Origin of the sequence: Pseudoalteromonas sp. T1lg21 (assembly GCF_002964625.1) — a bacterium.
GTDB lineage: Bacteria > Pseudomonadota > Gammaproteobacteria > Enterobacterales > Alteromonadaceae > Pseudoalteromonas > Pseudoalteromonas gelatinilytica.
Window position 1 is genome coordinate 131,044 of sequence record NZ_PQBX01000006.1, and the last position, 22,408, is coordinate 153,451.

The 22,408-nt window shown below is 42.6% G+C and carries 21 protein-coding genes; 11 read left to right on the plus strand and 10 right to left on the minus strand.

The window, feature by feature from the left end; all coding sequences use genetic code 11:
- Nucleotides 1–34 precede the first annotated feature (34 nt).
- From C2M25_RS21820 to C2M25_RS05200, 5 genes are all read left to right on the plus strand, one after another.
- Nucleotides 35–355: a cupredoxin domain-containing protein gene (locus tag C2M25_RS21820; protein ID WP_199775152.1), complete on the plus strand. Its 321-nt coding sequence runs from the start codon at nucleotides 35–37 to the stop codon at nucleotides 353–355.
- Nucleotides 339–1,088 carry an iron transporter gene (locus tag C2M25_RS05185; RefSeq protein WP_234003536.1) on the plus strand — a complete coding sequence of 250 codons (750 nt, stop codon included), beginning with the start codon at nucleotides 339–341 and terminating at the stop codon, nucleotides 1,086–1,088. The genes C2M25_RS21820 and C2M25_RS05185 overlap by 17 nt, the downstream gene beginning before the upstream one ends.
- On the plus strand, nucleotides 1,076–1,780 hold the full coding sequence (locus C2M25_RS05190) for a hypothetical protein (protein ID WP_063703917.1): 705 nt from the start codon (nucleotides 1,076–1,078) through the stop codon (nucleotides 1,778–1,780). Before C2M25_RS05185 ends, C2M25_RS05190 begins: the two co-directional genes overlap by 13 nt.
- A gap of 200 nt (nucleotides 1,781–1,980) precedes the next feature.
- Nucleotides 1,981–2,190: a cold-shock protein gene (locus C2M25_RS05195; RefSeq protein ID WP_054553399.1), complete on the plus strand. Its 210-nt coding sequence runs from the start codon at nucleotides 1,981–1,983 to the stop codon at nucleotides 2,188–2,190.
- Nucleotides 2,191–2,328: 138 nt separating this feature from the next.
- Entirely contained in the window at nucleotides 2,329–3,057 is a 729-nt protein-coding gene (locus tag C2M25_RS05200; RefSeq protein ID WP_105173767.1) for a substrate-binding periplasmic protein, read from the plus strand.
- Here the strand turns inward: C2M25_RS05200 and C2M25_RS05205 are convergent.
- The 3 genes from C2M25_RS05205 to udk all read right to left on the minus strand — a co-directional run bounded on the left by C2M25_RS05205 (nucleotide 3,054) and on the right by udk (nucleotide 5,814).
- Nucleotides 3,054–3,785, minus strand: a complete 732-nt coding sequence (locus C2M25_RS05205; RefSeq protein ID WP_105173766.1) for a substrate-binding periplasmic protein — start codon at nucleotides 3,783–3,785, stop codon at nucleotides 3,054–3,056. The genes C2M25_RS05200 and C2M25_RS05205 overlap by 4 nt on opposite strands.
- A 157-nt stretch (nucleotides 3,786–3,942) precedes the next feature.
- On the minus strand, nucleotides 3,943–5,166 hold the full coding sequence (locus C2M25_RS05210) for a NupC/NupG family nucleoside CNT transporter (protein ID WP_063703924.1): 1,224 nt from the start codon (nucleotides 5,164–5,166) through the stop codon (nucleotides 3,943–3,945).
- Nucleotides 5,167–5,184: 18 nt separating this feature from the next.
- Entirely contained in the window at nucleotides 5,185–5,814 is a 630-nt protein-coding gene (gene udk, locus C2M25_RS05215; protein ID WP_054553619.1) for a uridine kinase, read from the minus strand.
- Between the two features lie 191 nt (nucleotides 5,815–6,005).
- Here udk and C2M25_RS05220 point away from each other — a divergent pair, with 191 nt between their 5' ends.
- From C2M25_RS05220 to C2M25_RS05235, 4 genes are all read left to right on the plus strand, one after another.
- Nucleotides 6,006–7,235 carry a phosphopentomutase gene (locus tag C2M25_RS05220; RefSeq protein WP_105180608.1) on the plus strand — a complete coding sequence of 410 codons (1,230 nt, stop codon included), beginning with the start codon at nucleotides 6,006–6,008 and terminating at the stop codon, nucleotides 7,233–7,235.
- Entirely contained in the window at nucleotides 7,235–7,936 is a 702-nt protein-coding gene (gene deoD, locus C2M25_RS05225; RefSeq protein ID WP_036972525.1) for a purine-nucleoside phosphorylase, read from the plus strand. The genes C2M25_RS05220 and deoD overlap by 1 nt, the downstream gene beginning before the upstream one ends.
- Before the next feature lie 225 nt (nucleotides 7,937–8,161).
- Nucleotides 8,162–8,902, plus strand: a complete 741-nt coding sequence (locus C2M25_RS05230; RefSeq protein WP_105173765.1) for a ferredoxin--NADP reductase — start codon at nucleotides 8,162–8,164, stop codon at nucleotides 8,900–8,902.
- Between the two features lie 71 nt (nucleotides 8,903–8,973).
- Nucleotides 8,974–9,783: a nuclear transport factor 2 family protein gene (locus C2M25_RS05235; protein WP_105173764.1), complete on the plus strand. Its 810-nt coding sequence runs from the start codon at nucleotides 8,974–8,976 to the stop codon at nucleotides 9,781–9,783.
- 502 nt (nucleotides 9,784–10,285) lie between these two features.
- On the opposite strand, the gene C2M25_RS05240 is transcribed toward C2M25_RS05235, so the two are convergent.
- The 4 genes from C2M25_RS05240 to C2M25_RS05250 form a co-directional block, all read right to left on the minus strand.
- A complete protein-coding gene (locus C2M25_RS05240) occupies nucleotides 10,286–11,497 on the minus strand; it encodes a type II toxin-antitoxin system HipA family toxin (RefSeq protein ID WP_063703934.1) in 1,212 nt (403 codons plus the stop codon).
- Nucleotides 11,487–11,786 (minus strand): helix-turn-helix transcriptional regulator, encoded by a 300-nt coding sequence (locus C2M25_RS05245; protein ID WP_105180609.1) that lies wholly within the window; start codon nucleotides 11,784–11,786, stop codon nucleotides 11,487–11,489. The genes C2M25_RS05240 and C2M25_RS05245 overlap by 11 nt, the downstream gene beginning before the upstream one ends.
- A 40-nt stretch (nucleotides 11,787–11,826) precedes the next feature.
- Entirely contained in the window at nucleotides 11,827–12,054 is a 228-nt protein-coding gene (locus tag C2M25_RS22290) for a pentapeptide repeat-containing protein (RefSeq protein ID WP_158679681.1), read from the minus strand.
- Between the two features lie 386 nt (nucleotides 12,055–12,440).
- Entirely contained in the window at nucleotides 12,441–13,331 is an 891-nt protein-coding gene (locus C2M25_RS05250) for a tetratricopeptide repeat protein (RefSeq protein ID WP_063703939.1), read from the minus strand.
- A 271-nt stretch (nucleotides 13,332–13,602) separates the two neighbouring features.
- Between C2M25_RS05250 and C2M25_RS05255 the strand changes: the two genes are divergently transcribed.
- Nucleotides 13,603–14,976 carry a GAF domain-containing sensor histidine kinase gene (locus C2M25_RS05255; protein WP_063703941.1) on the plus strand — a complete coding sequence of 458 codons (1,374 nt, stop codon included), beginning with the start codon at nucleotides 13,603–13,605 and terminating at the stop codon, nucleotides 14,974–14,976.
- A 63-nt stretch (nucleotides 14,977–15,039) separates the two neighbouring features.
- Here the strand turns inward: C2M25_RS05255 and C2M25_RS05260 are convergent, their stop codons facing one another.
- A complete protein-coding gene (locus C2M25_RS05260; RefSeq protein WP_063703943.1) occupies nucleotides 15,040–15,297 on the minus strand; it encodes a hypothetical protein in 258 nt (85 codons plus the stop codon).
- Nucleotides 15,298–15,561: 264 nt separating this feature from the next.
- Between C2M25_RS05260 and katG the strand changes: the two genes are divergently transcribed.
- Nucleotides 15,562–17,739, plus strand: a complete 2,178-nt coding sequence (katG, locus tag C2M25_RS05265) for a catalase/peroxidase HPI (RefSeq protein ID WP_105180610.1) — start codon at nucleotides 15,562–15,564, stop codon at nucleotides 17,737–17,739.
- A gap of 683 nt (nucleotides 17,740–18,422) precedes the next feature.
- Here katG and C2M25_RS05275 read toward each other — a convergent pair.
- Both C2M25_RS05275 and C2M25_RS05280 read right to left on the minus strand, forming a co-directional pair.
- The gene (locus C2M25_RS05275; protein WP_105180612.1) at nucleotides 18,423–20,348 is read right to left on the minus strand and encodes a hypothetical protein; all 1,926 of its coding nucleotides are present in this window, start codon (nucleotides 20,346–20,348) and stop codon (nucleotides 18,423–18,425) included.
- Nucleotides 20,349–20,484: 136 nt separating this feature from the next.
- Nucleotides 20,485–22,083, minus strand: coding sequence for an ABC-F family ATPase (locus C2M25_RS05280; RefSeq protein WP_105180613.1), 1,599 nt, complete (start codon nucleotides 22,081–22,083; stop codon nucleotides 20,485–20,487).
- Nucleotides 22,084–22,408 lie beyond the last annotated feature (325 nt).

The window sequence follows — 22,408 nt, forward strand, 5'->3', positions numbered from 1 at the left end:
GATGTCAGTGAATAAATGGATTTTAGCGCTTTCTATGCTGCTACTATGTATGTCGTCTTGGCTTGCCTATGCCAAAGAGTACAAGCTGATTTTAAAAGATCATTTGTTTTACCCCGCTGAAATAAACGTACCTGCCAATAAAAAGTTGCGATTAGTTATCGAAAACCAAGATGACACCCCAGAAGAGTTCGATAGCTTTGACTTAAACCGTGAAAAAGTGCTCTACCCTGGTCGTACGAGTGTCATTTATATCGGACCGCTCAGCCCTGGACGTTATGACTTTTTTGGAGAATTTTCGCCTAATACGGCGCGAGGTACTGTCGTGGCTACGGAGGTGAATGATGCTGATAACTAGTTTATTAATGAGCATTAATCAGCTTTTACCTGTGGTTATTTTAGCTGTGCTTTTGAGTTTGATCGTGCCTTTAAGTCAGCGCCAGCTGAGTATTTATGCCGTTATTGGTACCCTGATGAGCTTAGTATTTGTACAAGCCGCTGCTTGGGTGAGTCAGTTATTTGATCACCGAGGCTTAGAGTTCATACAAATGCTGCTGTGTATAATGATTTTTGTCGCTGCACTGATGAGTTGTCAGCAACGAAAAATGGCGGCTGCACTGGCCTTGATTGCAACCATGACCTTGTATTTAAGCCATTACATGATTTATTTGGTCAGCTTTTGGCACAGTAAAGATACCGCTGAGCCATTGATACTCGGTTCATGTTTAGGTGTGGGCATTTGTATTAGTTTTGGTGTGTTATTGTTCTTTTTACTGGAAAGTATTGTCAGACGTGCAGGTGTGCAGCCTTTAGTCGTGCTGCTTGCCTTTAATGCAACAGCAAAGTTATTGATATTTCTTGATTTAGCAAGCCAGGTCGACTTACTTGACGTGACCTCAAATTATTTAGATTGGCGTGGGTTTTTAGTTGAAAACTCAGAGCTTGGGCGCGTATTAAAAGCCTTAGTGGGCTACGAAGCCACGCCGAGTAAAACAGCGCTCTGGGTGTATGTTATTGCTGCTGTAGTATTTATTGCCTTAGCGCGCGTTTTAAAAATTAAAAAGACAGAGGAGCCAGTATGCGGTTCTTAATAATTAGCTTAAGTTGCTTGTTGTTAGCAAGTGTCAGCCAAGTCGCGCAGGCAGATGGCATGGTGGTTGATAAAGTATATCACCCTTATGTGATGCCGTTTGAACGTGAGGTTGAGTGGCGTTTAGTGTCTCGGCAAACCGATAACGGTAATGTACTGGCGCAGCGAGGAGGCTTTGGTGGCGCAATTAACGACACCATGAGTCTTGAGGGCTACTTAGTTGGCGAACGAGATGATAACGGTGATTTTGGCTTATCTTCGTATGAGCTTGAGTTACGTTGGCAGCTAGTTGAGCAAGGCCGTTTATGGGCCGATTGGGGAGCGTTATTTGAGCTTGAAAAACAGCATAATATCGATGCATACGAAGCAACAACTGGGTTTTTATGGGAAAAAGAGTTTGGCCGTACAAGCCTGACTATGAACGCATTTTTAGTGTATGAATGGGGCGCTGATATTGCAAACGAGTGGGAGAGCGAGTTTCGCTTACAATACCGTTATCGCTATCGTTCGGCCTTTCAACCATCGATAGAAATCTATGCGGGAGAGGACTTTTTTGGGGTTGGTCCAGGCTTTATTGGGCTACACAGATTTAGCCCTAAACGCCAGTTAAAATGGGAAGCAGGTTTTATTAGTGAGCTTAGCCAATCAGGCAAAGATCATAGCTTTCGCTTGGCTTTAGAGTTTGAATTTTAATGTCGATAGTGTTTGACTTATCAAACTAACTCTATATAGTGGGCACCAGCTAGAAAGAAAGCGTGTAATTAATAAATCTTTATTTCGTTGTTGTATAAGTAATACTTGTAGTACCGTCCTGAAGTTTTTAAGTACCATCTCATTTTTTGCTACACCCGCCCACTAGGGCATGTTTAATTTTTTATATCAGGAATAATACTATGTCTAACATCGTATCAGGTACAGTTAAGTGGTTTAACGAATCTAAAGGTTTTGGTTTCATCGAGCAAGAAAATGGTCCAGACGTTTTCGCTCACTTCAGCGCTATCCAATCTGAAGGTTTCAAAACCTTAGCTGAAGGCCAACGTGTAGAGTTCACTCTTTCACAAGGTCAAAAAGGCCCTCAAGCGGACAACATCAAGCCGCTATAATTTTACTGAAAAGTAAAGTTGAGAAGAAGCAAGCTACGGCTTGCTTTTTTTATGCCTAAAAATTGACTGAGTTAATGAATATTTCTATATTTAATTCAGCTGTGTCATTAGAGTGTATTAATTATTTTAAAATATTTGTTGTTAGCGTGCCTAAGCTTTGCACCTGTAGTACTGGCAAAAGACAGTGTCATCATCTACACCGAGCAATTCCCGCCATATAATTTTTCGAACAAAGGGCACTTAGAGGGCATAAACCTCGAGTTTGTCAAAGCGATGTGTGTTGATGCAGACATTGAATGTCAATTCGAGCTCTTGCCTTGGTCTCGGGCATATCACTTAGCCCAGCAAAAGCCGCAATCAGGTCTTGTTTCTACGGCTCGTATACCCGATCGTGAAGCGCTGTTTAACTGGGTTGGTCCACTGGCTTCATCAAGTAACTTCTTTTATCGCTTACAATCAAATGACCGTATTAATCCCATCGATTTATCGCAAGTGAAAGATCATAGTCTGTGCGTGGTAAGAGACAGTATTTACGAAAAATTTGTTGAGAGTATTGGTTTTCGCAGTGAAAAAAATCTTCTCAAAGTGAGTCACTATTACGAGTGCATTAATTTATTTTTCAAAAATAAAATAGAGCTCATTATTGGCTCGGAGCTGTCGTTTAATTACCAATTAATGCAGTACGGTCACCAAGGGCGAGAAGTGGTTAAGTTGGTTGAGTTGCCACTAAATGGCACGATAGGTAACTTTCTAGCCTTAAATAAGGCTTTACCCGAAGAGCTTGTAAGCCGATTACAGGCAAGTTATGACAAGCTCAGTAAGCAAGGGTTATTAGAGACTTATATTGAGCAATACAAAGCGAATTAAGGTCGCTGTGCGAGCATCATCACCGCATTGTATCTTGGTGTCATGACCACCTCATTAAACGCTGCTTTTAAAGCATCGACGTAACGTTGGTCGGTATTAATATTTGCGGCAAGATAGCCTTTCATGGTTAAAAAGTCGATTGCATGGGCAAAGCTGAAACGAGCTTCATCCAGTGCTAACTGCTCAGCCATCGCCGCTATATAATTTTTATCATCAATAATTAAATCAACCTTGCCCGACATCAACAACTGATACGACTTATTGATATCAGAGGTATAAACCAGCGTATAACCACGCTCAGTTAAGCGTTGTGCCGCTAGGTCATGACGCTGAACCGCAATCTTATATTGCTTAGCTTGCTCGTTTGTAGTGATGTTTATATCGCTGCGAGTGGCTAATTTTACAAAGCCCATTTGATAGGTTGCCACTTCACCAATCCAATGAAAGTGCTGCTCGCGCTCAGCGGTTTTCGCCATACTGTAAATGAAAATGTTCGGTTTCTTCAGTGCCATATTGTAGGCACGGGCCCAAGGGTAGAGCTCTATATTCGCGTTCAAATTAGCTTTGGCAAAAATCGCTTTTACTAATTCGGTGCTCTCACCGGCAACTTGGTTATTGATTAAGGTCTGATTGGGTGGCGACAGTTCAGTCACAACGGTTAGAGTCGGCGTGCACAGTGCTGGCCAACTAAAGAAAATGATTAGTAAATAAAGTCGTAAATAGTTCATTTATGTACTTAAAAGGACTTAGTAATTAAATCTTAGCACATAAAACGATAAAAGGGCCTTGCGGCCCTTGGTGAAGTATCGTTCAAGTCAGATAGACCTTTAACCCCTTAAAGTCCTATCCTATTGTTTTGCAACTACGGCTCATCTCATTAAGTTTCTAAGCTAGCGAGAGGAAAAAACCTGCAATTGCTGCACTCATGAGGTTAGCCATAGATCCTGCTAACACTGCTCTGAGCCCTAAGCGTGCGATATCCTTTCGCCGACTAGGCGCCATACCGCCTAATCCACCTAGTAAAATTGCTATCGATGATAAGTTAGCAAACCCACATAACGCGAATGTGACAATCGCTTGTGTGTGCGCACTTAACGTATCGCGATAATTAATAAAGTCGAGGTAAGCAACAAATTCGTTAACGACTACCTTCTGACCTATAAAACTGCCTGCGATTACTGCCTCGCTCCACGGTACACCTAACAACCATGCAACCGGTGCGAATACATAACCTAAAATTTCTTGTAGCGTTAATGTTGGGTGATCAAACCAACCACCAATACCGCCTAATAACCCATTTAGAAGTGCAATAAGTGCTACGAAAGCCAGTAACATCGCACCTACGTTCAGTGCTAGTTGCATACCGTTTGCGGCACCTGATGCGGCTGCATCAATTACGTTAACCGGTTTTTCTTCTTGTACGTCTAAATCAGCTAAATCTTCTTTTGGTGTTTCGGTCTCTGGCACAATCATTTTTGCCATTAAGAAACCACCTGGTGCCGCCATAAAGCTGGCTGCAATTAAGTATTTTAGCTCTACACCAATTGTTACGTAACCTGCCATAACAGAACCGGCTACGGTAGCAAGGCCACCTACCATTACCGCAAATAGCTCTGACTTAGTCATGCTGGCGATAAATGGTTTAACAATCAATGGTGCTTCTGTTTGGCCAACGAAAATATTGGCGGTTGCAGAAAGCGATTCAGGGCGAGAGGTTTTCAATAGCTTTTGTAAGCCACCGCCTAGAATCTTGATTATCCAATCCATTACCCCGATGTGATACAACACAGCAACGAGTGCTGAGAAGAACACGATAACGGGCAATACTTGTATCGCAAAAATAAACCCTAAAGTATCTTGCGATGCCAGTGAGCCAAATAAGAAGCTAATCCCGTCATTGGCATAACCGATAACTGATGAGACTCCTCGAGACATACTTGCCAGTACGTTTTTGCCCACTTCAAAGAACAAGACAAAGCCACCAATTAACACTTGAAGTAAAAAGGCGATGCCCACAGTTCTTAAATTAATTGCTTTACGGTTCGTTGAAGCCGCAAAAGCAATGCCTAGTAGCACAACAATGCCTACTAAGCTCATAAATGTTGTCATACTGACTATTTCCCGTTGTTATTGTTGCAGTAAATATTTTATTTTACTTTTAATTATATCAATGGCAACGCGATTCATACCGCCGCGTGTGACTACGAGATCAGCTTTGTGCTTTGATGGCTCAATAAACTGATAAAACATAGGTCGCACTGTCGCTTGATATTGATCAACAACGGACTGTAATGTTCTGCCACGCTGCTCCATATCTCGTTGCATACGGCGCATAAGGCAGATATCTAACGGTGTATCAATGAACACCTTAATATCAAATTCTTTTCGAAGTGCCGGATCACTCAATAGCAAAATACCCTCAACGATAAGTACTTTTGCAGGTGCCACTCGACGCGTTTCATCGCTACGGGTATGCATTGCATAGTCATAAGTTGGTACGTCTACTGATTTTCCAGCGCGCAATTGAAGTAAGTGCTCATGCAAAAGCTCATGCTCGAAAGCATCAGGATGGTCGTAATTGGTTTGCGTTCGATGGTCAAACGGCAAATGCGACTGGTCTTTGTAATAAGCATCTTCTTCGATCACTGCGATCGCGCCCGGTTCAAGCTCATTGACTAATTCGTTATAAATCGTCTTGCTAAAAAGAGACTTGCCCGACGCAGATGCGCCAGCAATAGCTATAATTGTTCGTGTCACTAAAGTTCTCGCCCACACAGAAGGAAACATTGTTAGGTAGATCACAATAGCAAAAAAGACACGATTAATCTCTTTTGCTTCGCTTAGAGATGCAAATTTATAATGTTTCTGTTTTATGAAACAGGACTTATGTCCTGTACCAAAAATTCGAAGAGCATATAAAGTATTCACATATTGATAACGAGGTACCCATGGCAAGAGCACTCATCTTAATGGCAGATAGCCTAGGAATTGGCGCAGCACCTGACGCAGAGCAGTTTGGTGATGTAGGCGCAAATACCTTTGCTCATTTACTTAAAGCCTATGCAGAAGAAACAGGTGAGCACTTATCGCTACCTAATCTTACCCGTTTAGGTTTAGCTGATGCATGCGAAGCCGCAGGTAAAAAACCTTGTTTAGTCAGTGACCGCCAAGCACCTATTGGCGCATGGGGTTACGCTAAAGAGTTATCAAGTGGTAAAGACACGCCTTCAGGGCACTGGGAAATGGCCGGTGTACCTGTGTTATTTGATTGGGGTTACTTCCCTAATACACAGCCGTGTTTTCCCCAAGAATTTGTTGACGAGCTAATTGCTCGCGCTGAGATTCCTGGCATTTTAGGTAACTGTTATGCCTCAGGAACTACTATTTTAGAACAGCTAGGTGAAGAACATATGCAAACCGGCATGCCGATTTGCTACACCTCAGTTGATAGCGTGTTTCAAATAGCCGCGCACGAAGAATCATTTGGACTGGAGAAACTTTATCAGGTTTGCGAAATCGCACGGGCGCTGCTTGATGAAATGAACATAGGAAGAGTGATTGCGCGGCCATTTTTGGGTTCGAGCCGTGACGATTTTGCCCGTACAGGTAATCGTCGTGACTATTCGGTGTTGCCACCGTCGCCAACCTTGCTTGATAAATTATCGCAAGACGGCGGTGAAGTGATCAGTATTGGTAAAATTGCCGATATCTATGCGCACCAAGGCATCACCCAAAAACACAAAGCGCCAGGGCTAATGAACTTGCTTGAGAAAACCTCAGAAGTGATTGCAAGCGCACCTGACCATAGTTTGATTTTTACAAACTTAGTTGATTTTGATGAAAAGTACGGTCATCGCCGTAATGCAGTTGGCTATGCTAAAGCATTAAAAGAGTTTGATGATTACCTACCGACCATCTTAAATCAGCTAAATAGTGATGATGTGTTAATTATCACGGCCGATCACGGATGTGATCCAACAGCAGCAGGCACTGACCATACACGTGAATACGTGCCAGTACTTGCATACCAACCGGGAATGACAAACACCCCGCTTGGAGAACGAGCTAGTTTTGCAGACATAGGTCAAACCCTTGCCCAGTGGTTTAATCTTCCTGCACTTGAATACGGTGATAGCTTTAACGACAAGCTATTAGCGAACAAAAAAGGAAACCAATAATGAGTACTCCTCATATCAGCGCCAATGTAGGCGAATTTGCAGAAACGGTATTAATGCCGGGTGATCCGCTTCGCGCTCAATACATTGCTGAAAACTTTTTAGATGACGCAAAACAAGTAACAGGCGTTCGTAATATGTATGGTTTTACCGGTACCTACAAAGGTAAGCCAGTTAGTATTATGGGTTCTGGGATGGGTATTCCATCAATGTCAATTTATGCCCGTGAATTGATCGTTAGTTACGGCGTTAAAAATCTAATTCGTATTGGTACCTGTGGCGGTATTGGTAGCGATATCAAAATCCGTGACGTAATCTTTGCACAAGGTGCAAGCACAGATTCAAACGTAAACCGTGCGCGCGTACGTGGTTACGACTTTGCCGCAATTGCTGATTTTGGTTTACTACTTAACGGCGTAAACGCAGCAAAAGAATTAGGCATTGAAGCGAAAGTAGGTAATGTATTTACAACAGATACATTCTACCAAGCAGATAACACATTCTATCAAGAATTAGACAAGCTAGGCGTACTTGCTGTTGATATGGAAACAGCTGGCATGTACGGCGTAGCCGCTGAATACGGCGCAAAAGCGATGGCACTATTTACAGTGAGTGACCACGTAATCACTGGTGAAGCAACACCAAGTGAAGAGCGCCAAAGCACTTTTAACGAAATGGTTAAAATTGCTTTAGAATCAATTTAAATAAGTTCCTTGGTAACGTATTCACTGAAATTTGGAAACACGCCCAAAGTGAAGTGAGACTAACCTCAAAGCCGCATTTATGCGGCTTTTTTTATGACTACTTATTTACCTCGCGTAAAATCCTGCCCGCATCTCGCATCTCGCATCTCGCATCCGACCCTTAAAACTTGAAAATTCAAGCAATTGTTGCCACCTTTAATAGAGGAACAACAATTGAGGATGTGTATGTCTAATTGGGTTGAAGCTAAGGTTAAAGATATTAAATGGTGGACTGAGTCATTATTTAGCTTAATCGTTAATGCTGATGTCGAACCATTCACGGCTGGACAGTTTACAAAGCTTGCAATGCAAGTGGGTGATAAACGTGTCGCACGTGCATATTCTTATGTGAATGCGCCGAATAATCCCGATCTCGAGTTTTATCTTATCAATGTGAAAGACGGGCAACTTTCTCAACAACTTGCGCAATTAAAGCCGGGTGACTCAGTGACTATAGAGCGCCGCGCGACTGGCTTTTTTACCCTTGATGAAGTGCCAAGCAGTGAGCAGCTCTATATGCTGAGTACAGGCACTGCGCTTGGGCCTTTTATATCAATATTAGAGCAGGGCGAAGTGTGGCAAAAGTTTGAGCATGTTCATTTAGTGCATGGAGTTCGTCTTAATGAGGACTTAAGTTATCAGGAGCGCATTAAAGCGCTACAGCAGCAGTACCCAAATCTTTACTATTCGCCTGTAGTCAGCCGAGAGTCAGCCACAATCGGTTTTAATGGCCGGATCACAGACGTAATTAAAGACCATCGTTTATTTGATGTAATTGGGCGCCCGACTGTACCTGATACCGCACAATTTATGATTTGCGGTAACCCACAAATGGTAAAAGATACCACGGCTATTTTGTTAGAGCTTGGTTTTAGCCGCAACAGACGCCGCGAACCTGGGCAGATCACAGTAGAGCAATATTGGTAAAAAACTATGCCAAACAGCTAGAATTTGCTACCTTAGCGCCTCAAATCAGGAATGATGCATTTAGGAAAAGTATGAAACCGTTATTTTTTGCAATCAGTTTATTATTCTCTTGGCAGTCAATTGCAAGTGACGAAACCACCGAACAAACCGAGCCTCAAACGAGCAATGAACAAAAAGCTGAAAAGAAGGACGTACCAAGTTTAGAGTTTATTGAAGAAAAGCCAGCAACAGAGCAAAAATCAGCGGCGGAAGCTGAAAAAACCACAGCAGAAGAAAAAGCGAAAGCTGAAGAAGCAGCTAAAACAACGACTGATACCACAACAAGCAGTGATGAACAAAAAGCCACTGCCGAAGCGTTAAAAGCGGTTGCAGAAGTCGATGACAGTAAAGTACTCGGTACACAAACCCCAGCACCTGCTGAGCAACCAAAAACAGTTGCCGAAAAACAGCAAGCAGTCGCAGAAGCAGAAAAAGCCGTCAACCAAGCTAAAGAAGCACTAACAGCTAAGCAGCAAGAAAAAGCGCGCCAGTCACGTGAATCAATGGCAGTGATTGAACAAGTTATCGCTGCGTACAACGCTCGCAACATTGATGCTTTTATTAAGATGTATGATGAAAACGTTGAGTTTTATACATTCCCGAATGAGCTTATGTTCACTGGTAAAGAAAAGCTTATTGCACGATACGGTATCATGTTCAAAAAGTTAAAGTGCATTAAGTCATCGCCAATTAAACGCATCGTACTTGGCAACATCGTGATTGATCATGAACTCTCTGAAACTTGTACACAAGACCCAAAAGTCGTCGACAAGCGCTCAGAGTTCGTCACCAGCTACAAAATAGAGAATGGCAAAATAACCAAAGTGTTATTCTTCCGATAGAAAAAAGAGCAGCTTAGCTGCTCTTTTTTTATGGGTGAAAGTTAGTGGGTTCAAGTTAGCAAGAGTAAAGTTAGCAAGAGTAAAGTTAGCAAGAGTAAAGTTAGCAAGAGTAAAGTTAGCGAGTTACAAGGGAAAGGTGCGAGAAACGAGATGCGAGGTAGCAGCGATTTTACATCGCGTTCTAGAACCTAAATCCTAGCGCCTATAACGCGGGATAAACCCGCTGCTACACGTAGGCGTGAAACTTGTTTCGCTCGTCTGACTGACCGCGTTTTTCTACGTTCAATTCGGTACTAAAGTACCTCCTACAATGCCTCGAACAAGGCTTTCATTGCAGAGATAAACACTCGAACTAACCACCCCCGCAGTTCGGCTGATATCTAATATCTGACCTCTAACGGCTAAAAGCCAGGGATTTTACATCGCGTCTTAGAGCCTAGAACCTAAACCCTAGCGCCTATGACGCGGGATAAAACGTAGGCGTGAAACTTGTTTCGCACTATTACTCTTCATTTATTTCAGGAATTACACCTTTTAAGCGAGTGATATCTTCATCACTAACGTCGGCAAAATGTTTAAAGTGAGTCGGCCAATCTTTGCAATATTCTTCAATCTCTTTGATGATGTTTTTTGCTGCAGAATTTGCTAATCCAAATCGCTTAGCCTGAGATAAAAAATTGCTTTTACTTGCATAACGACCATCATCGCCAAAGCCAAGACCATGTTGTTTTGAGTTGTTGATTGGAGTGATGTCATAAGCTGGACTTAATCGCCAATTTTTTTGTGAAAATGAATATAGGAATGCATGATTGCGAGTGTGATCATCTGTATTACCAATATACGCATTGAACACCATTCGCTTAAACAACTCTTCAGCATCACCTGCATTTTGCATTGTTTGATGCCTTATAAATTCAGCTAATTGACCATATGAGTAGTCACTTGAAAGATCACTCATAGCAACTTTAGGTTTTTGAAGTAAGCTATTCGCACTTAAAAAGTGGTGTGTTGGTAACCCATTACTAACATCAAACCGCTCAACAAGTAGCACATCACCGGTATGTGTTTTATGAATAAAGGTAGGAGCCGTTCGAATACCAAGCTGTTCCGCCATTTTCATTGCAGCATGTTCAGCTCTGACTAGATTGAATAAATCATCTTGGCGATTGAATTTTGCTAAGTAGAGTTTGTTGTCAATTTGTATAGAGGTCTTTGGTCTAGCTCCCCCCATGCTTTGGCCAAACTCAAATGCTTTCTTAGCTTCATCAGAAATTGTTTTATTCGCCAGCAAGTCATCTTTAGCTTGGTCTAGCAAGGCTAAATCAGACAAGGTGTTTTTGTTAGTTTTATGCTTTGAGGCACTTCGCGAGAGACTAAAAACAAGAGCTCCTACGCCATACCCAGACCCAGCTAATAAAAATTCTAACTCGTTTTTGGGTTTTGTAGTATGAAGCGAAAGAATTAACTTGCGCCCCCACGAGTCAGCTCCTGCATCACTCAATACGCCAAATAGACCTCTGTTTGCGCTGTAACTGAAAATCCCCGATTTTAATGGCAGATGTACTGGATCTAGAGCAAAGGCATCGCTTCGGGCTAAATAGCTCTTACCATAGTTGAACTCACCGCGACCTGATTGATTATCTAATTTAAAGTAACCACAAATAACGGGTTTTTCTTCTAAACCATCTATAAAGACATAGCACTCAGAAGTCATCATTAATTTCCTGTGGTGAATTTCGTTTGCGTTGGCGCGTATTGTAGCCACCTACGTCTGCAGCTAATTCATTTATTTCGTCAAGCAGTGCTCCTTGTAAGTTTAGTACAACCAGCGCTTCAAAAAGAATGTCACTTTTCACAACATCACCTTGCTCCAACTTTTGTACAGTTGAACGTGATACCCCAATCATTTTCGCAAATGTACTTTGCGTATAATGAAGTGTTCGGTGCTGGCGTATCAAATCGCCCAGCTTTTGTGCCATTTTTGCTGCCTGTTCAGAACGCATATTGATTGCTTTTATAATCATTAGGTATTTAATGATTAGTTTAGCGGTATTTGGTGTTTTTGCAATAGAGGGGGATTAAGTTAGCAAGAGTAAAGTTAGCGAGAGTAAAGTTAGCAAGAGTAAAGTTAGCGAGAGTAAAGTTAGCGAGAGTAAAGTTAGCGAGAGTAAAGTTAGCGAGAGTAAAGTTAGCGAGAGTAAAGTTAGCGAGAGTAAAGGTACGAGTAACGAGATGCGAGATATGAGATGCGAGATATGAGGTAGCAGCGATTTTACATCGCGTCCTAGCGCCTAGGACCTAGAACCCAGAGCCTAACGCTTATTACGCGGGATAAACCCGCTGCTACATGTAGGCGTGAAACTTGTTTCGCGCGTCTGACTGACCACTCTTTTCTAAGTTCAATTCGGCACTAAAGTACCTCCTACAATGCCTCGAACAAGGTTTTCATTGCAGAGAAAAACACTCGAACTAACCAACCCCGCAGTTCGGCTGATATCTAATATCTGACCTCTAACGGCTAAAAGTCAGCGATTTCACATCGCGTCCTAGGCTCTAGGACCTAGAGCCTAAATCCTAGAGCCTAGAACCTAAATCCTAGTGCCTAGGACCTAAATCCTAACGCCTATGACGCGGGATAAACCCGCTGCTACATGGGTTTAAACCGTTTCGTTTAACAACGAATTAAAGCTGTCGTTGTCGTGCAGGCTGGCAAACGCGCTCTCGTGTAATAGCTCGTTACGCAAGTTAGGAGAATACTCAAGGGCCATGCGAATATCAGCCATAGCATCGGCGTGTTTGTGCAGTAATGCATACGCACAAGCACGTTGCCAGTATGCATAGCCGTAATCGCTATCGATTTCTAATGCTTGATTACAAAGTGCAATAGCTTCTGTGGTTTGATTCTTTTCAAGTAACGCATCGGCTTTATAGGCAATCGCTTCTACATCTTCTGGCTTACGTTTTAAGATCTCATCGAAAATTTCAATCTTATTGGCAACATCGCTTTCTAAATTGGCACGCATCCATAAAGAGTGAACCTCATTCGTAATTGAGATCTTTTTCTGATTCGTTAAGATCTCTTCAGATCGCTCACGTAGTTTTTCTTCTAGTACTTTTAAGCGCTCTTCGTATTCTTTGGTGATTGCACTCACGCGTGTATTAACAATGTCTTCTACTTTGTTTTTAACATCACGCAGCGAATTCCAGCCAACTAGAACTAAAATTGAAGCGGTAATGGTAATAATAAAAAACACATTATTAATGGTGTCGGTTGTATAAGTTAATGCGCGGTCGGCAGTATCAAGTTGTGTGTGAGCAACTTGTTTGGTCACATCTTCACGCAGTTTCTGTTGGTCTTGGCGCACTGCTTTTAATTCATCAAGAATATAACGCTCTAACAATGGCTTATACATAGGTTCTTGAAGTTTATCGAGTGCTTGTTGTTGTTCTGCTTCATTCAGTGCAGGGCGGTTTTCAGGTTCATTTTGAGCTGCTGCAAACGTGCTAAAGCTCATTAAAAAAGTAATTAAAATTAAGGTATAACGCATGATCTTTTCATTTTTAGTGAGTTCTAGAGTAACTGTAACATGCGTGAGCACTGTGGACTAGGCAAAAAAAAACCAGCTCGGGGGAGAGCTGGCCAAACTGCTTAAACAACATAAAGTCGTAAGGGGTATCAACAGGAGTTAGGTACAATATACCCCTGTTTATCTGAACAACTACTTAATACTAAATGAGTTTTTAAAAACTTATATTCGTTCTGTCAGAATCATAATGTTCGTCTAGACTTAAGGAGTCGTAAAACTAAAAGGTGAGAGTATGCGCCAACAACTAGTCCAACTGCTGTATGGAGTATCAATTTCTTCCGATCTTGATAGTGGCAATGTTGAATTAGCTGAACGCTTAATTCTAAATGCTGTTCTTGATGGCCTTGAAATTGGCCGAGCTGGGATTTGGCTTTTAAATGCCGAAAACACGGCGATTGAGTGTCGTTTGTTACTTGATAGAGAAAACGGCAAAGAAATTCAAATGTTAGTGCTCCCTCGTGATGCATACCCAGCCTACTTCAAAGCGCTCGACACCCAACGTACGATTACCGCAGTAGATGCTCATACCGACCCTGCCACCTATGAATTTAGCGAAAGTTATTTAACCCCTCTTAATATCGGTGCAATGCTTGATGCACCAATTCGCTATAAAGGAAAAATGATCGGGATTTTTTGCTGTGAGCATATTGGTGGCAAGCGGCATTGGACAGAAGATGAATGTTCATTTATTGGTGCATTGGCAGATCTTTATGGCAGAGCCCTGTCTGCACAAGAGAATGAACGTATCAATGCAGAACTTGAGCGCGCCAATCAGCATCTAGAGCAACGTGTAGCTGAACGTACGCGTACACTTGAAAAAACCTTATCAGAACTCACCGCAATGCAAGAAAAACTCATAGAAGCCGAGAAAATGGCTTCACTGGGTAATCTTGTTGCGGGCATTGCACATGAAGTCAACACGCCTATTGGCATTGCAGTAACCGCGAATAGTTCGGCAAAAGATAAACTCAGTGCCCTTAACAAACATATAGAGGCAAATACCTTAACAAAAACGGCCTTACTCGAAGGTATGAATCACTTAAACGAGTGCATCAAAATATCATTTACCAACCTTGAGCGGGCTGCAAAACTGATTAGCGACTTTAAGCAAACCGCAGTTGATCAGTCATCGCTTAATTTACTAGATACCAATATTAAAGATTATCTTGAAAATATATTGCACAGTCTTATGCCGCTAACGCGAAGCCATAGTGTCGAAGTAAACATCGACTGCGTCGAAGACTTTTCGTTGATCACCGTACCAGGGGCGCTTAGCCAAATAATTCTAAACTTAGTTAATAACAGCTGCGTGCATGGCTTTATTGGCCGAGAGCAAAACCGCATAGATATTGCTGTGAGCATAGATAATGACAATCACAGCTACACTGTCACCTACAAAGATAATGGTCATGGCATGACTGAAGATGTGATGTACAAGGTGTTTGAGCCATTTTTTACCACCAAACGAGGGAGTGGCGGCAGTGGGTTGGGTATGTCGATCGTTTATAACCTTGCAACGCAAGCGCTGCAAGGTGAAGTGAGCATCGATAGTAAACCCGATAACGGTGTTACTGTCACCTTCAAACTACCTATGAAACTCGCATAACTAATTAATTTTTAAACAAGTTGCAGGCTAAATAATCTGGTGACTGGGTAATAAAATTAAAAATTAATCAGTTTGCTTGGCAAGACAAGAAATATCTGAGCATTTGTTGTCTTTGCAAAACTGTTTTATGCGTTTTTTAGAATATAAATAATTAATGCTTAAAGGTGTGATTAACAACGCCAGCCAAAACAATACTGAGCTTCTAAAGGTTAGCCCGACAAGCGAAGCAACTACCAGCCCCGTTAACATCAAAATAGGTAAATTGGCGATAAAAAAGTTAATGCTTAGTTGTCTAGCAACATCAGGATTAATAGTTTTCATAAGGGCTACTCGCTGTTAAAAAATACCCTTATAAAATGGACGGTTTTACAAAATGAATCAAATCAGATTTTTCTATCGGTGCAATCGATTTAAAACCATGATCTAGATCTAGCTTTATTTATATACAACTCCTATAGTTTTAAACAACAGGAACTTATTTGCTATTAGTTATTCATAACTATTAGAAAATCTCTCTTTATGACGAAAGGGATAAAAGCGACTTTTTAGCGTTTCGTCATATTTTTAGCTTATGAGGAGCATATAATGAGTAATGGAAAAACGGGCCAGTGCCCGGTAATGCATGGTAGTAACACTGTCACCGCTCAATCAAATACCGACTGGTGGCCAAACGCACTCAATTTCGACATTCTTCATCAACACGACAGCAAAACGAATCCTTACGGCAAAGACTTTAATTATGCAGAAGCATTCAAATCTCTTGACCTTGAAGCCGTTAAAACCGATTTAAAAAACTTAATGACCGAAAGCCAAGAATGGTGGCCAGCTGACTGGGGCCATTACGGTGGTTTAATGATCCGTATGGCGTGGCACTCAGCAGGTTCATACCGTTTAGAAGATGGCCGCGGTGGCGGTGGTACGGGTAATCAACGCTTTGCGCCATTAAACTCATGGCCAGATAACGCTAACTTAGATAAAGCACGCCGTTTACTTTGGCCAATTAAAAAGAAATACGGTAACAAACTTTCTTGGGCTGATTTAATGATCTTAGCCGGTAATATGGCATACGAATCAATGGGTTTAAAAACTTTTGGTTTTGCAGGTGGCCGCGAAGATATTTGGCATCCAGAAAAAGACGTTTACTGGGGCGCTGAAAAAGAGTGGTTAGCACCTAGTGATGAGCGTTATACAAATGTAGCTAAACCAGACACCATGGAAAACCCATTAGCAGCGGTACAAATGGGCTTAATTTATGTTAACCCAGAAGGGGTGAATGGTAATCCTGATCCACTTAAAACGGCTGAACAAGTTCGCGAAACCTTTGCCCGTATGGCAATGGATGACGAAGAAACTGCAGCGCTTACAGTCGGTGGCCACACTGTGGGTAAAACCCATGGTAATGGTAGCGAAGAAAACGTTGGCCCTGAGCCAGAAGCGGCTGATGTGTTTGAGCAAGGCCTTGGCTGGAACAACCATAACTCACGCGGTATTGGCCGCGATACCATGACATCAGGCATCGAAGGCGCGTGGACCACTCACCCAACTAAATGGGATAACGGTTATTGCTACTTACTGCTTAACTACGAGTGGGAACTTAAGAAGAGCCCAGCAGGTGCGTGGCAGTGGGAACCAATCGATATTAAAGAAGAAGACAAACCAGTTGATGTAGAAGATCCATCAATTCGTTTAAATCCTATTATGACCGACGCCGATATGGCGATGAAGATGGACCCAACCTATCGTAAGATTATCGAACGTTTTAACGATGATTTTGAATACTTTAGTGATGTGTTTGCACGTGCATGGTTCAAACTAACGCACCGTGACTTAGGCCCTAAATCACGTTATTTAGGTGCCGATGTACCAAGCGAAGATCTGATCTGGCAAGATCCGATCCCAGCGGTGGATTACACCTTATCAGACAGCGAAATTAGCGAGCTTAAAAGCAAGCTACTTAACTGTGGTGTAAGTCAAGCAGACTTAATTGCAACAGCATGGGACAGCGCCCGTACTTACCGTGGTTCAGACCATCGCGGTGGTGCAAATGGTGCACGTATTCGCCTAGCACCGCAAAAAGATTGGCAAGGTAACGAGCCTGAGCGTTTAGCTAAAGTATTAAGCGCACTTGAATCAGTACAAGCGGGTTTAAGCAAACCAGTAAGCTTCGCTGATTTAATTGTACTTGGTGGCTCTGCTGCGGTTGAACAAGCTGCAAAAGCAGCGGGTGTTGACGTCACCGTACCATTTGCGCCGGGTCGTGGTGATGCCACAGACGAGATGACAGATGCAGACTCGTTCGACGTACTTGAGCCAATTCACGATGGTTTCCGTAACTGGTTGAAGAAAGATTACGTGGTTTCAGCAGAAGAGCTAATGCTAGAGCGTACGCAATTAATGGGCTTAACAGCACCAGAAATGACCGCTCTTGTTGGTGGTATGCGTGTACTTGGCACTAACCACGGCGGCTCTAAGCATGGCGTGTTTACAGATAATGTAGGCACACTTAGCACAGACTTTTTTGTAAACCTAACTGACATGGCTTACACATGGAAGCCAACAAGCAATGGTCTTTACGATATTGTTGAGCGCAGCACAGGTGCAACTAAATGGACAGCAACACGCGTTGATTTAGTGTTTGGTTCAAACTCAATCCTACGCTCATACGCAGAGTTTTACGCACAAGACGACAACAACGAACGTTTTGTAAAAGACTTTGTCGACGCATGGGTGAAAGTAATGAACGCCGACCGTTTCGATATTTAACTTAAAATTCCGTTAAGTACAAAGGCCACACAGTTAAACTGTGTGGCCTTTTTTATTTAAAGAAGTTAGCGAGTTTCAAGGGGAAAGGGGAAAGGGGAAAGGGGAAAGGGGAAAGGGGAAAGGGGAAAGTTACGAGGGGAAAGGGGAAAGTTACGAGGGGAAAGGGGAAAGTTACGAGATGCGAAATACGAGATACGAAATACGAGATACGAAATACGAGATGCGAAATACGAGATGCGAAATACGAGATACGAGATACGAGGTAGCAGCGATTTTACATCGCGTCCTAGCGCCTAGAACCTAAAGCCTAGCGCCAAGGACGCGGGATAAACCCGCTGCTACACGTAGGCGTGAAACTTGTTTCGCGCGTCTGACTAACCGCTCTTTTCGACGTCCGATTCGGCACTAAAGTACCTCCTACAATGTTGCATAAGAGGCATTTTTGTTGCGAAAAACTCTCGAACTAACCAACCCCACAGCTCGACTGACATCTAACATCTGACCTCTAACGACTAGAAACCAGCGATTTTACATCGCGTCCCAGCGCCCAGAGCCTAGGACCTAGCGCCTAGAACCTAAATCCTAGAGCCTAGCGCCTAGAACCTAAATCCCAGCGCCAAGAACCTCGCCAAGGACGCGGGATAAACCCGCTGCTACACGTAGTCTGACCGCTGCAAGCTCCTTTACTTTTCAATCCCTAACCAATAACTGTTTTGGTATATGTTTTCTTCAACTTCTTTATCGCTGTAGTTATAGATACGCTGCCAAAACAGGCGGTCGAAAATGAATTTATCTGCTTCTTTATGAATAATTTTAAAATTAATTAAAGAGGCATATAAAATTTCATCATCGCCTAACACTTCATCCTTACAGCTAGCATAATCAACTGCGCCTGGGCACTGAGACATCATTGCAAAACTAATACTATTATCAGCTTCAAATTGCCAATAGGTATTTGGCGTAAAGTTAGCTCTGTTTTCAAGGCCATATTGATCAGCATAATAGAAGCTGCCTTTACCATCATCATTTATAAACCAGTATGTTTTCAGGTTGCCGCTGGTGTAGTCTTGACGTAAGTAGCTAAATAGATGCTTATAGTCATCAAGAGTGATGGTTGAATCATCAATCACTTCCAAAAATTCATACCCTAAGCGAGCCTGACGCTCTTCTTTATTTCGCTCGCGCACCATGAGAGTTTTACCATCAGGTTGAGTGAAAAATTGTAAGCTGGTATCTAGGCCATTGCCGGTTACCTTAACGGTGTCGCCATTATTGTCTAAGTTGTAATGCCACTTGAACGAGTCGGTACTTATTGGCGTATTGAATGTTACCGTTGCAGTGTCGGCGGCAGTGATAGTGAAAAATGATGGTAAATAGCGAAGCGTTAATCCTTCACCTGTATCTGAATTTTTATTATTTAAGCGGCCAGTATACGTTTTACCCACTTTAAGCTCAGGAACCGCAATCGGTGTCAGTTTTTGTAATGCAACAACCGATGTTTGCACTTTCATAGCTTCAGTTAGCTCTTCTGACTCAACAATATTCGCAGCGTCAGCTTCATCATGATAGCTAAGAACATGTTGCAGTTTTAGAACCGCAAAATCATCGAACTGCGCAACTACTTCGGCATTAACGAGGTTAAGGTCAAACTCTACATTCACCTCGTAGCCTTCTTTATTTAGCTGATTTGCATAGCTGTTCGTAATAAATTTGTCGCCATTAATCGCTAACGATTTACCTTCTAAGGTCGCCGAAAACTCTGCATAAGGGAATGATGTGGTACTGCCTGAAGCTGTTGGAATATAGCTTGCTATCGATACTTCAAAATAGCTTTCTTCACCTTCGGTGTTTACATGATTCACCATGTGAAAAGTATTGTCATCCATATCAACATAATACGCAGAGCTAAGCTCTGTATTTGATTTATAAAGGGTAACTACTTCGCCTTTATCGGTTGATACATTAAAAAGCTCAACACGAATAGCGTCATTGCGCTTAGCTAACACTTCCATTTCAAGAAGGGCTTGTTGATTACACTCATGCAAACAATCAATTGCTTGGGTATTTAACGCAATAACATCAGGATTTGACCATCTAAAACGGCTTAACTCACCGTTTTGAGCAATCACACCGGTGTCTTCAGAGGCAAACGAAAGCTGCACGCTGCTATCGCTTGACTGCCAATTCCCCATCACTTCGCTGTTGCTAAGCTCAATTGGTTGCCATGCGGCACGGTTTTCAGCGACATTAACGGTTAGGGTATATTGGTTACTTGCTTTACCATCAGAGACTTCCACAGTAAAAGCGTGGTTAGCAACGTCGAATAGGCTTGGCTCAGCACTAAAAGTTACTTGATTACTGCTGGTGGTTACAGTCAGCCATTCTGGCTTATCAATAATCGTTGTTGTCACACTGTCGTTTTGCTCATCTTTTAAATCAACAACTAAATTAGCTGATTCAAGCGCTTTAATAGAAAGGGCCAGTGAGCCTGAGAGGGTAGGCGCAGTATTTTGCTCAACTTTTACATCTGGTTTTTTGTCTGTTGATGAACCGCCACCACACGCTGTTAATGCCAGTGTTAATGCCGATATGCTAAGAAGCTTTTTCATTTACATCCTTTAAAGTTTATTTTTCTTTGTAAAAGAGATGCAAATTACCTAAATTGGGTAAGTCAGTCAAAGGTATTATGTAACTGAACGTAAACAAAAAAGGTGAGCTAACTTGCTCACCTTTTCGAAGAAGGGGTTACTGCGCTTGTTGCGCAACATGGTCCATATATTCGTCAAACGTGCCCTGAAAATCGATAAGCTGTTGATCTTTAATATCGATGATACGAGTCGCCAATGACGATACAAACTCACGGTCGTGGCTCACAAAAATCAGTGTGCCTTGGTAATCTTTTAATGCATTATTGAGTGCTTCAATGGCTTCCATATCCATGTGGTTGGTTGGCTCGTCCATAATAAGCACGTTGATGTCTTGCATCATGAGCTTACCAAACAATAGGCGGTTCTTTTCACCACCCGAGCAGTTACGTGCTTTTTTGTTAGCGTCATCTGCGGTGAATAATAAACGGCCTAACATAGCACGAACCATTAAATCGTTGTGCTTAGCGGTGCGCCACTGCGACATCCAATCAAATAGAGTTAAGTCGTTATCAAACTCTTTGCTGCTGTCTTGCGGGCAATAACCAATACTGGCATTTTCAGACCACTTAACCACACCTTCGTTGCTTTGTAATTCATTCACTAGGCAGCGTAATAGGGTGGTTTTACCAACACCGTTTTCACCAATAACCGCAAGCTTAGCGCCGGCTTCTAGTAATAAGTCACCACCGCTAAACAGGGTTTCACCCTCAAAGCCATGACCTAGCTTGGTAAGCTCTAATGCTTGGCGATACATCTTTTTGCCCTCCTCAAAACGAAGTGATGGGCTTATACGGCTCGATGCTTTTACTTCATCAAGCTTAATTTTATCCATGCGCTTAGCACGAGAGCTCGCTAGTTTTGCTTTTGATGCGTTAGCACCAAAGCGGTTTACGAACTCTTGTAGCTCGTCAATTTCGGCGCTCTTCTTTGCGTTTTCAGCAAGCAGCTGTTCGCGTTGCAAGCTTGAAGCTTCGATCCACTTTTCGTAGTTACCAGGGTAAATTCGTAGCTCACCGTAATCGATATCGGCCATGTGTGTACATACCGAGTTTAAGAAGTGACGGTCGTGAGAGATAATAATCATCGTACACTTACGCTGGTTAAGCTCGTTAGCTAGCCAAGTAATGGTGTGAATATCAAGGTTATTGGTTGGCTCATCAAGCAGCAAAATATCAGGGTTTGCAAACAGCGCTTGTGCTAAAAGCACACGAAGCTTCCAGCCCGGCGCAACGTTTGCCATTAAGCCGTAATGAAACTCTTGCTCAATACCCGCTTGGATCAAAATTTCTTCCGCACGGCTTTCTGCTGTGTAGCCATCCATTTCGGCAAAAATGCTTTCAAGCTCAGCGACTTTCATGCCGTCTTCTTCACTCATTTCTGGTAGTGAGTAGATACGGTCGCGCTCTTGTTTAACTTTCCAAAGTTCTGCATCACCCATGATCACCGCATCAACCACAGTGTATTGCTCAAACGCAAACTGATCTTGGCTTAGTGTACCTAGCTTTAAACCCGGCGCAATCGACACATTGCCAGACGTTGGCACAAGCGCACCACTTAGAATTTTCATAAAGGTCGATTTGCCGCAGCCATTCGCGCCAATTAAACCATAGCGGTTACCGTTACCAAACTTAGCTGAAATGTTCTCAAACAGAGGCTCTGCACCAAACTGCATGGTGATATTAGCGGTTGAAATCAACGAATTATTCCTAGAAAAATACTGACAGGGTTATGGGCGCAGCAACTGCGAAAATAAACAAGCAATAGGGTAAATAATAGGCCGCGGATTATACAGATCAGCCCCAAAGAACGCTATTAAAAAAGAGAAAGATTCAAGGGGAAAGTTAGCGAGTTAGAAAGAGTAAAGGGGAAAGGTGCGAGTAAGCGATTTTACATCGCGTCCTAGCGCCCAGAACCTAGCGCCTGATGTTTCCCGCGTAGGACTGGCTTTAGCCGGGAAATGTATTAAATTAGCGAGTTTCAAGTTACGAGGGGAAAGGTGCGAGATGCGAGTCTGTAGCAGC

Coding starts and splice junctions, on each gene's coding strand:
- C2M25_RS21820 (WP_199775152.1), top strand. CDS start 35: ATGCTGCTACTATGTATGTCGTCTTGGCTTGCCTATGCCAAAGAGTAC.
- C2M25_RS05185 (WP_234003536.1), top strand. CDS start 339: ATGATGCTGATAACTAGTTTATTAATGAGCATTAATCAGCTTTTACCT.
- C2M25_RS05190 (WP_063703917.1), top strand. CDS start 1,076: ATGCGGTTCTTAATAATTAGCTTAAGTTGCTTGTTGTTAGCAAGTGTC.
- C2M25_RS05195 (WP_054553399.1), top strand. CDS start 1,981: ATGTCTAACATCGTATCAGGTACAGTTAAGTGGTTTAACGAATCTAAA.
- C2M25_RS05205 (WP_105173766.1), bottom strand. CDS start 3,785: ATGAACTATTTACGACTTTATTTACTAATCATTTTCTTTAGTTGGCCA.
- C2M25_RS05210 (WP_063703924.1), bottom strand. CDS start 5,166: ATGACAACATTTATGAGCTTAGTAGGCATTGTTGTGCTACTAGGCATT.
- C2M25_RS05220 (WP_105180608.1), top strand. CDS start 6,006: ATGGCAAGAGCACTCATCTTAATGGCAGATAGCCTAGGAATTGGCGCA.
- deoD (WP_036972525.1), top strand. CDS start 7,235: ATGAGTACTCCTCATATCAGCGCCAATGTAGGCGAATTTGCAGAAACG.
- C2M25_RS05230 (WP_105173765.1), top strand. CDS start 8,162: ATGTCTAATTGGGTTGAAGCTAAGGTTAAAGATATTAAATGGTGGACT.
- C2M25_RS05235 (WP_105173764.1), top strand. CDS start 8,974: ATGAAACCGTTATTTTTTGCAATCAGTTTATTATTCTCTTGGCAGTCA.
- C2M25_RS05240 (WP_063703934.1), bottom strand. CDS start 11,497: ATGACTTCTGAGTGCTATGTCTTTATAGATGGTTTAGAAGAAAAACCC.
- C2M25_RS05245 (WP_105180609.1), bottom strand. CDS start 11,786: ATGCGTTCTGAACAGGCAGCAAAAATGGCACAAAAGCTGGGCGATTTG.
- C2M25_RS05250 (WP_063703939.1), bottom strand. CDS start 13,331: ATGCGTTATACCTTAATTTTAATTACTTTTTTAATGAGCTTTAGCACG.
- C2M25_RS05255 (WP_063703941.1), top strand. CDS start 13,603: ATGCGCCAACAACTAGTCCAACTGCTGTATGGAGTATCAATTTCTTCC.
- C2M25_RS05260 (WP_063703943.1), bottom strand. CDS start 15,297: ATGAAAACTATTAATCCTGATGTTGCTAGACAACTAAGCATTAACTTT.
- katG (WP_105180610.1), top strand. CDS start 15,562: ATGAGTAATGGAAAAACGGGCCAGTGCCCGGTAATGCATGGTAGTAAC.
- C2M25_RS05275 (WP_105180612.1), bottom strand. CDS start 20,348: ATGAAAAAGCTTCTTAGCATATCGGCATTAACACTGGCATTAACAGCG.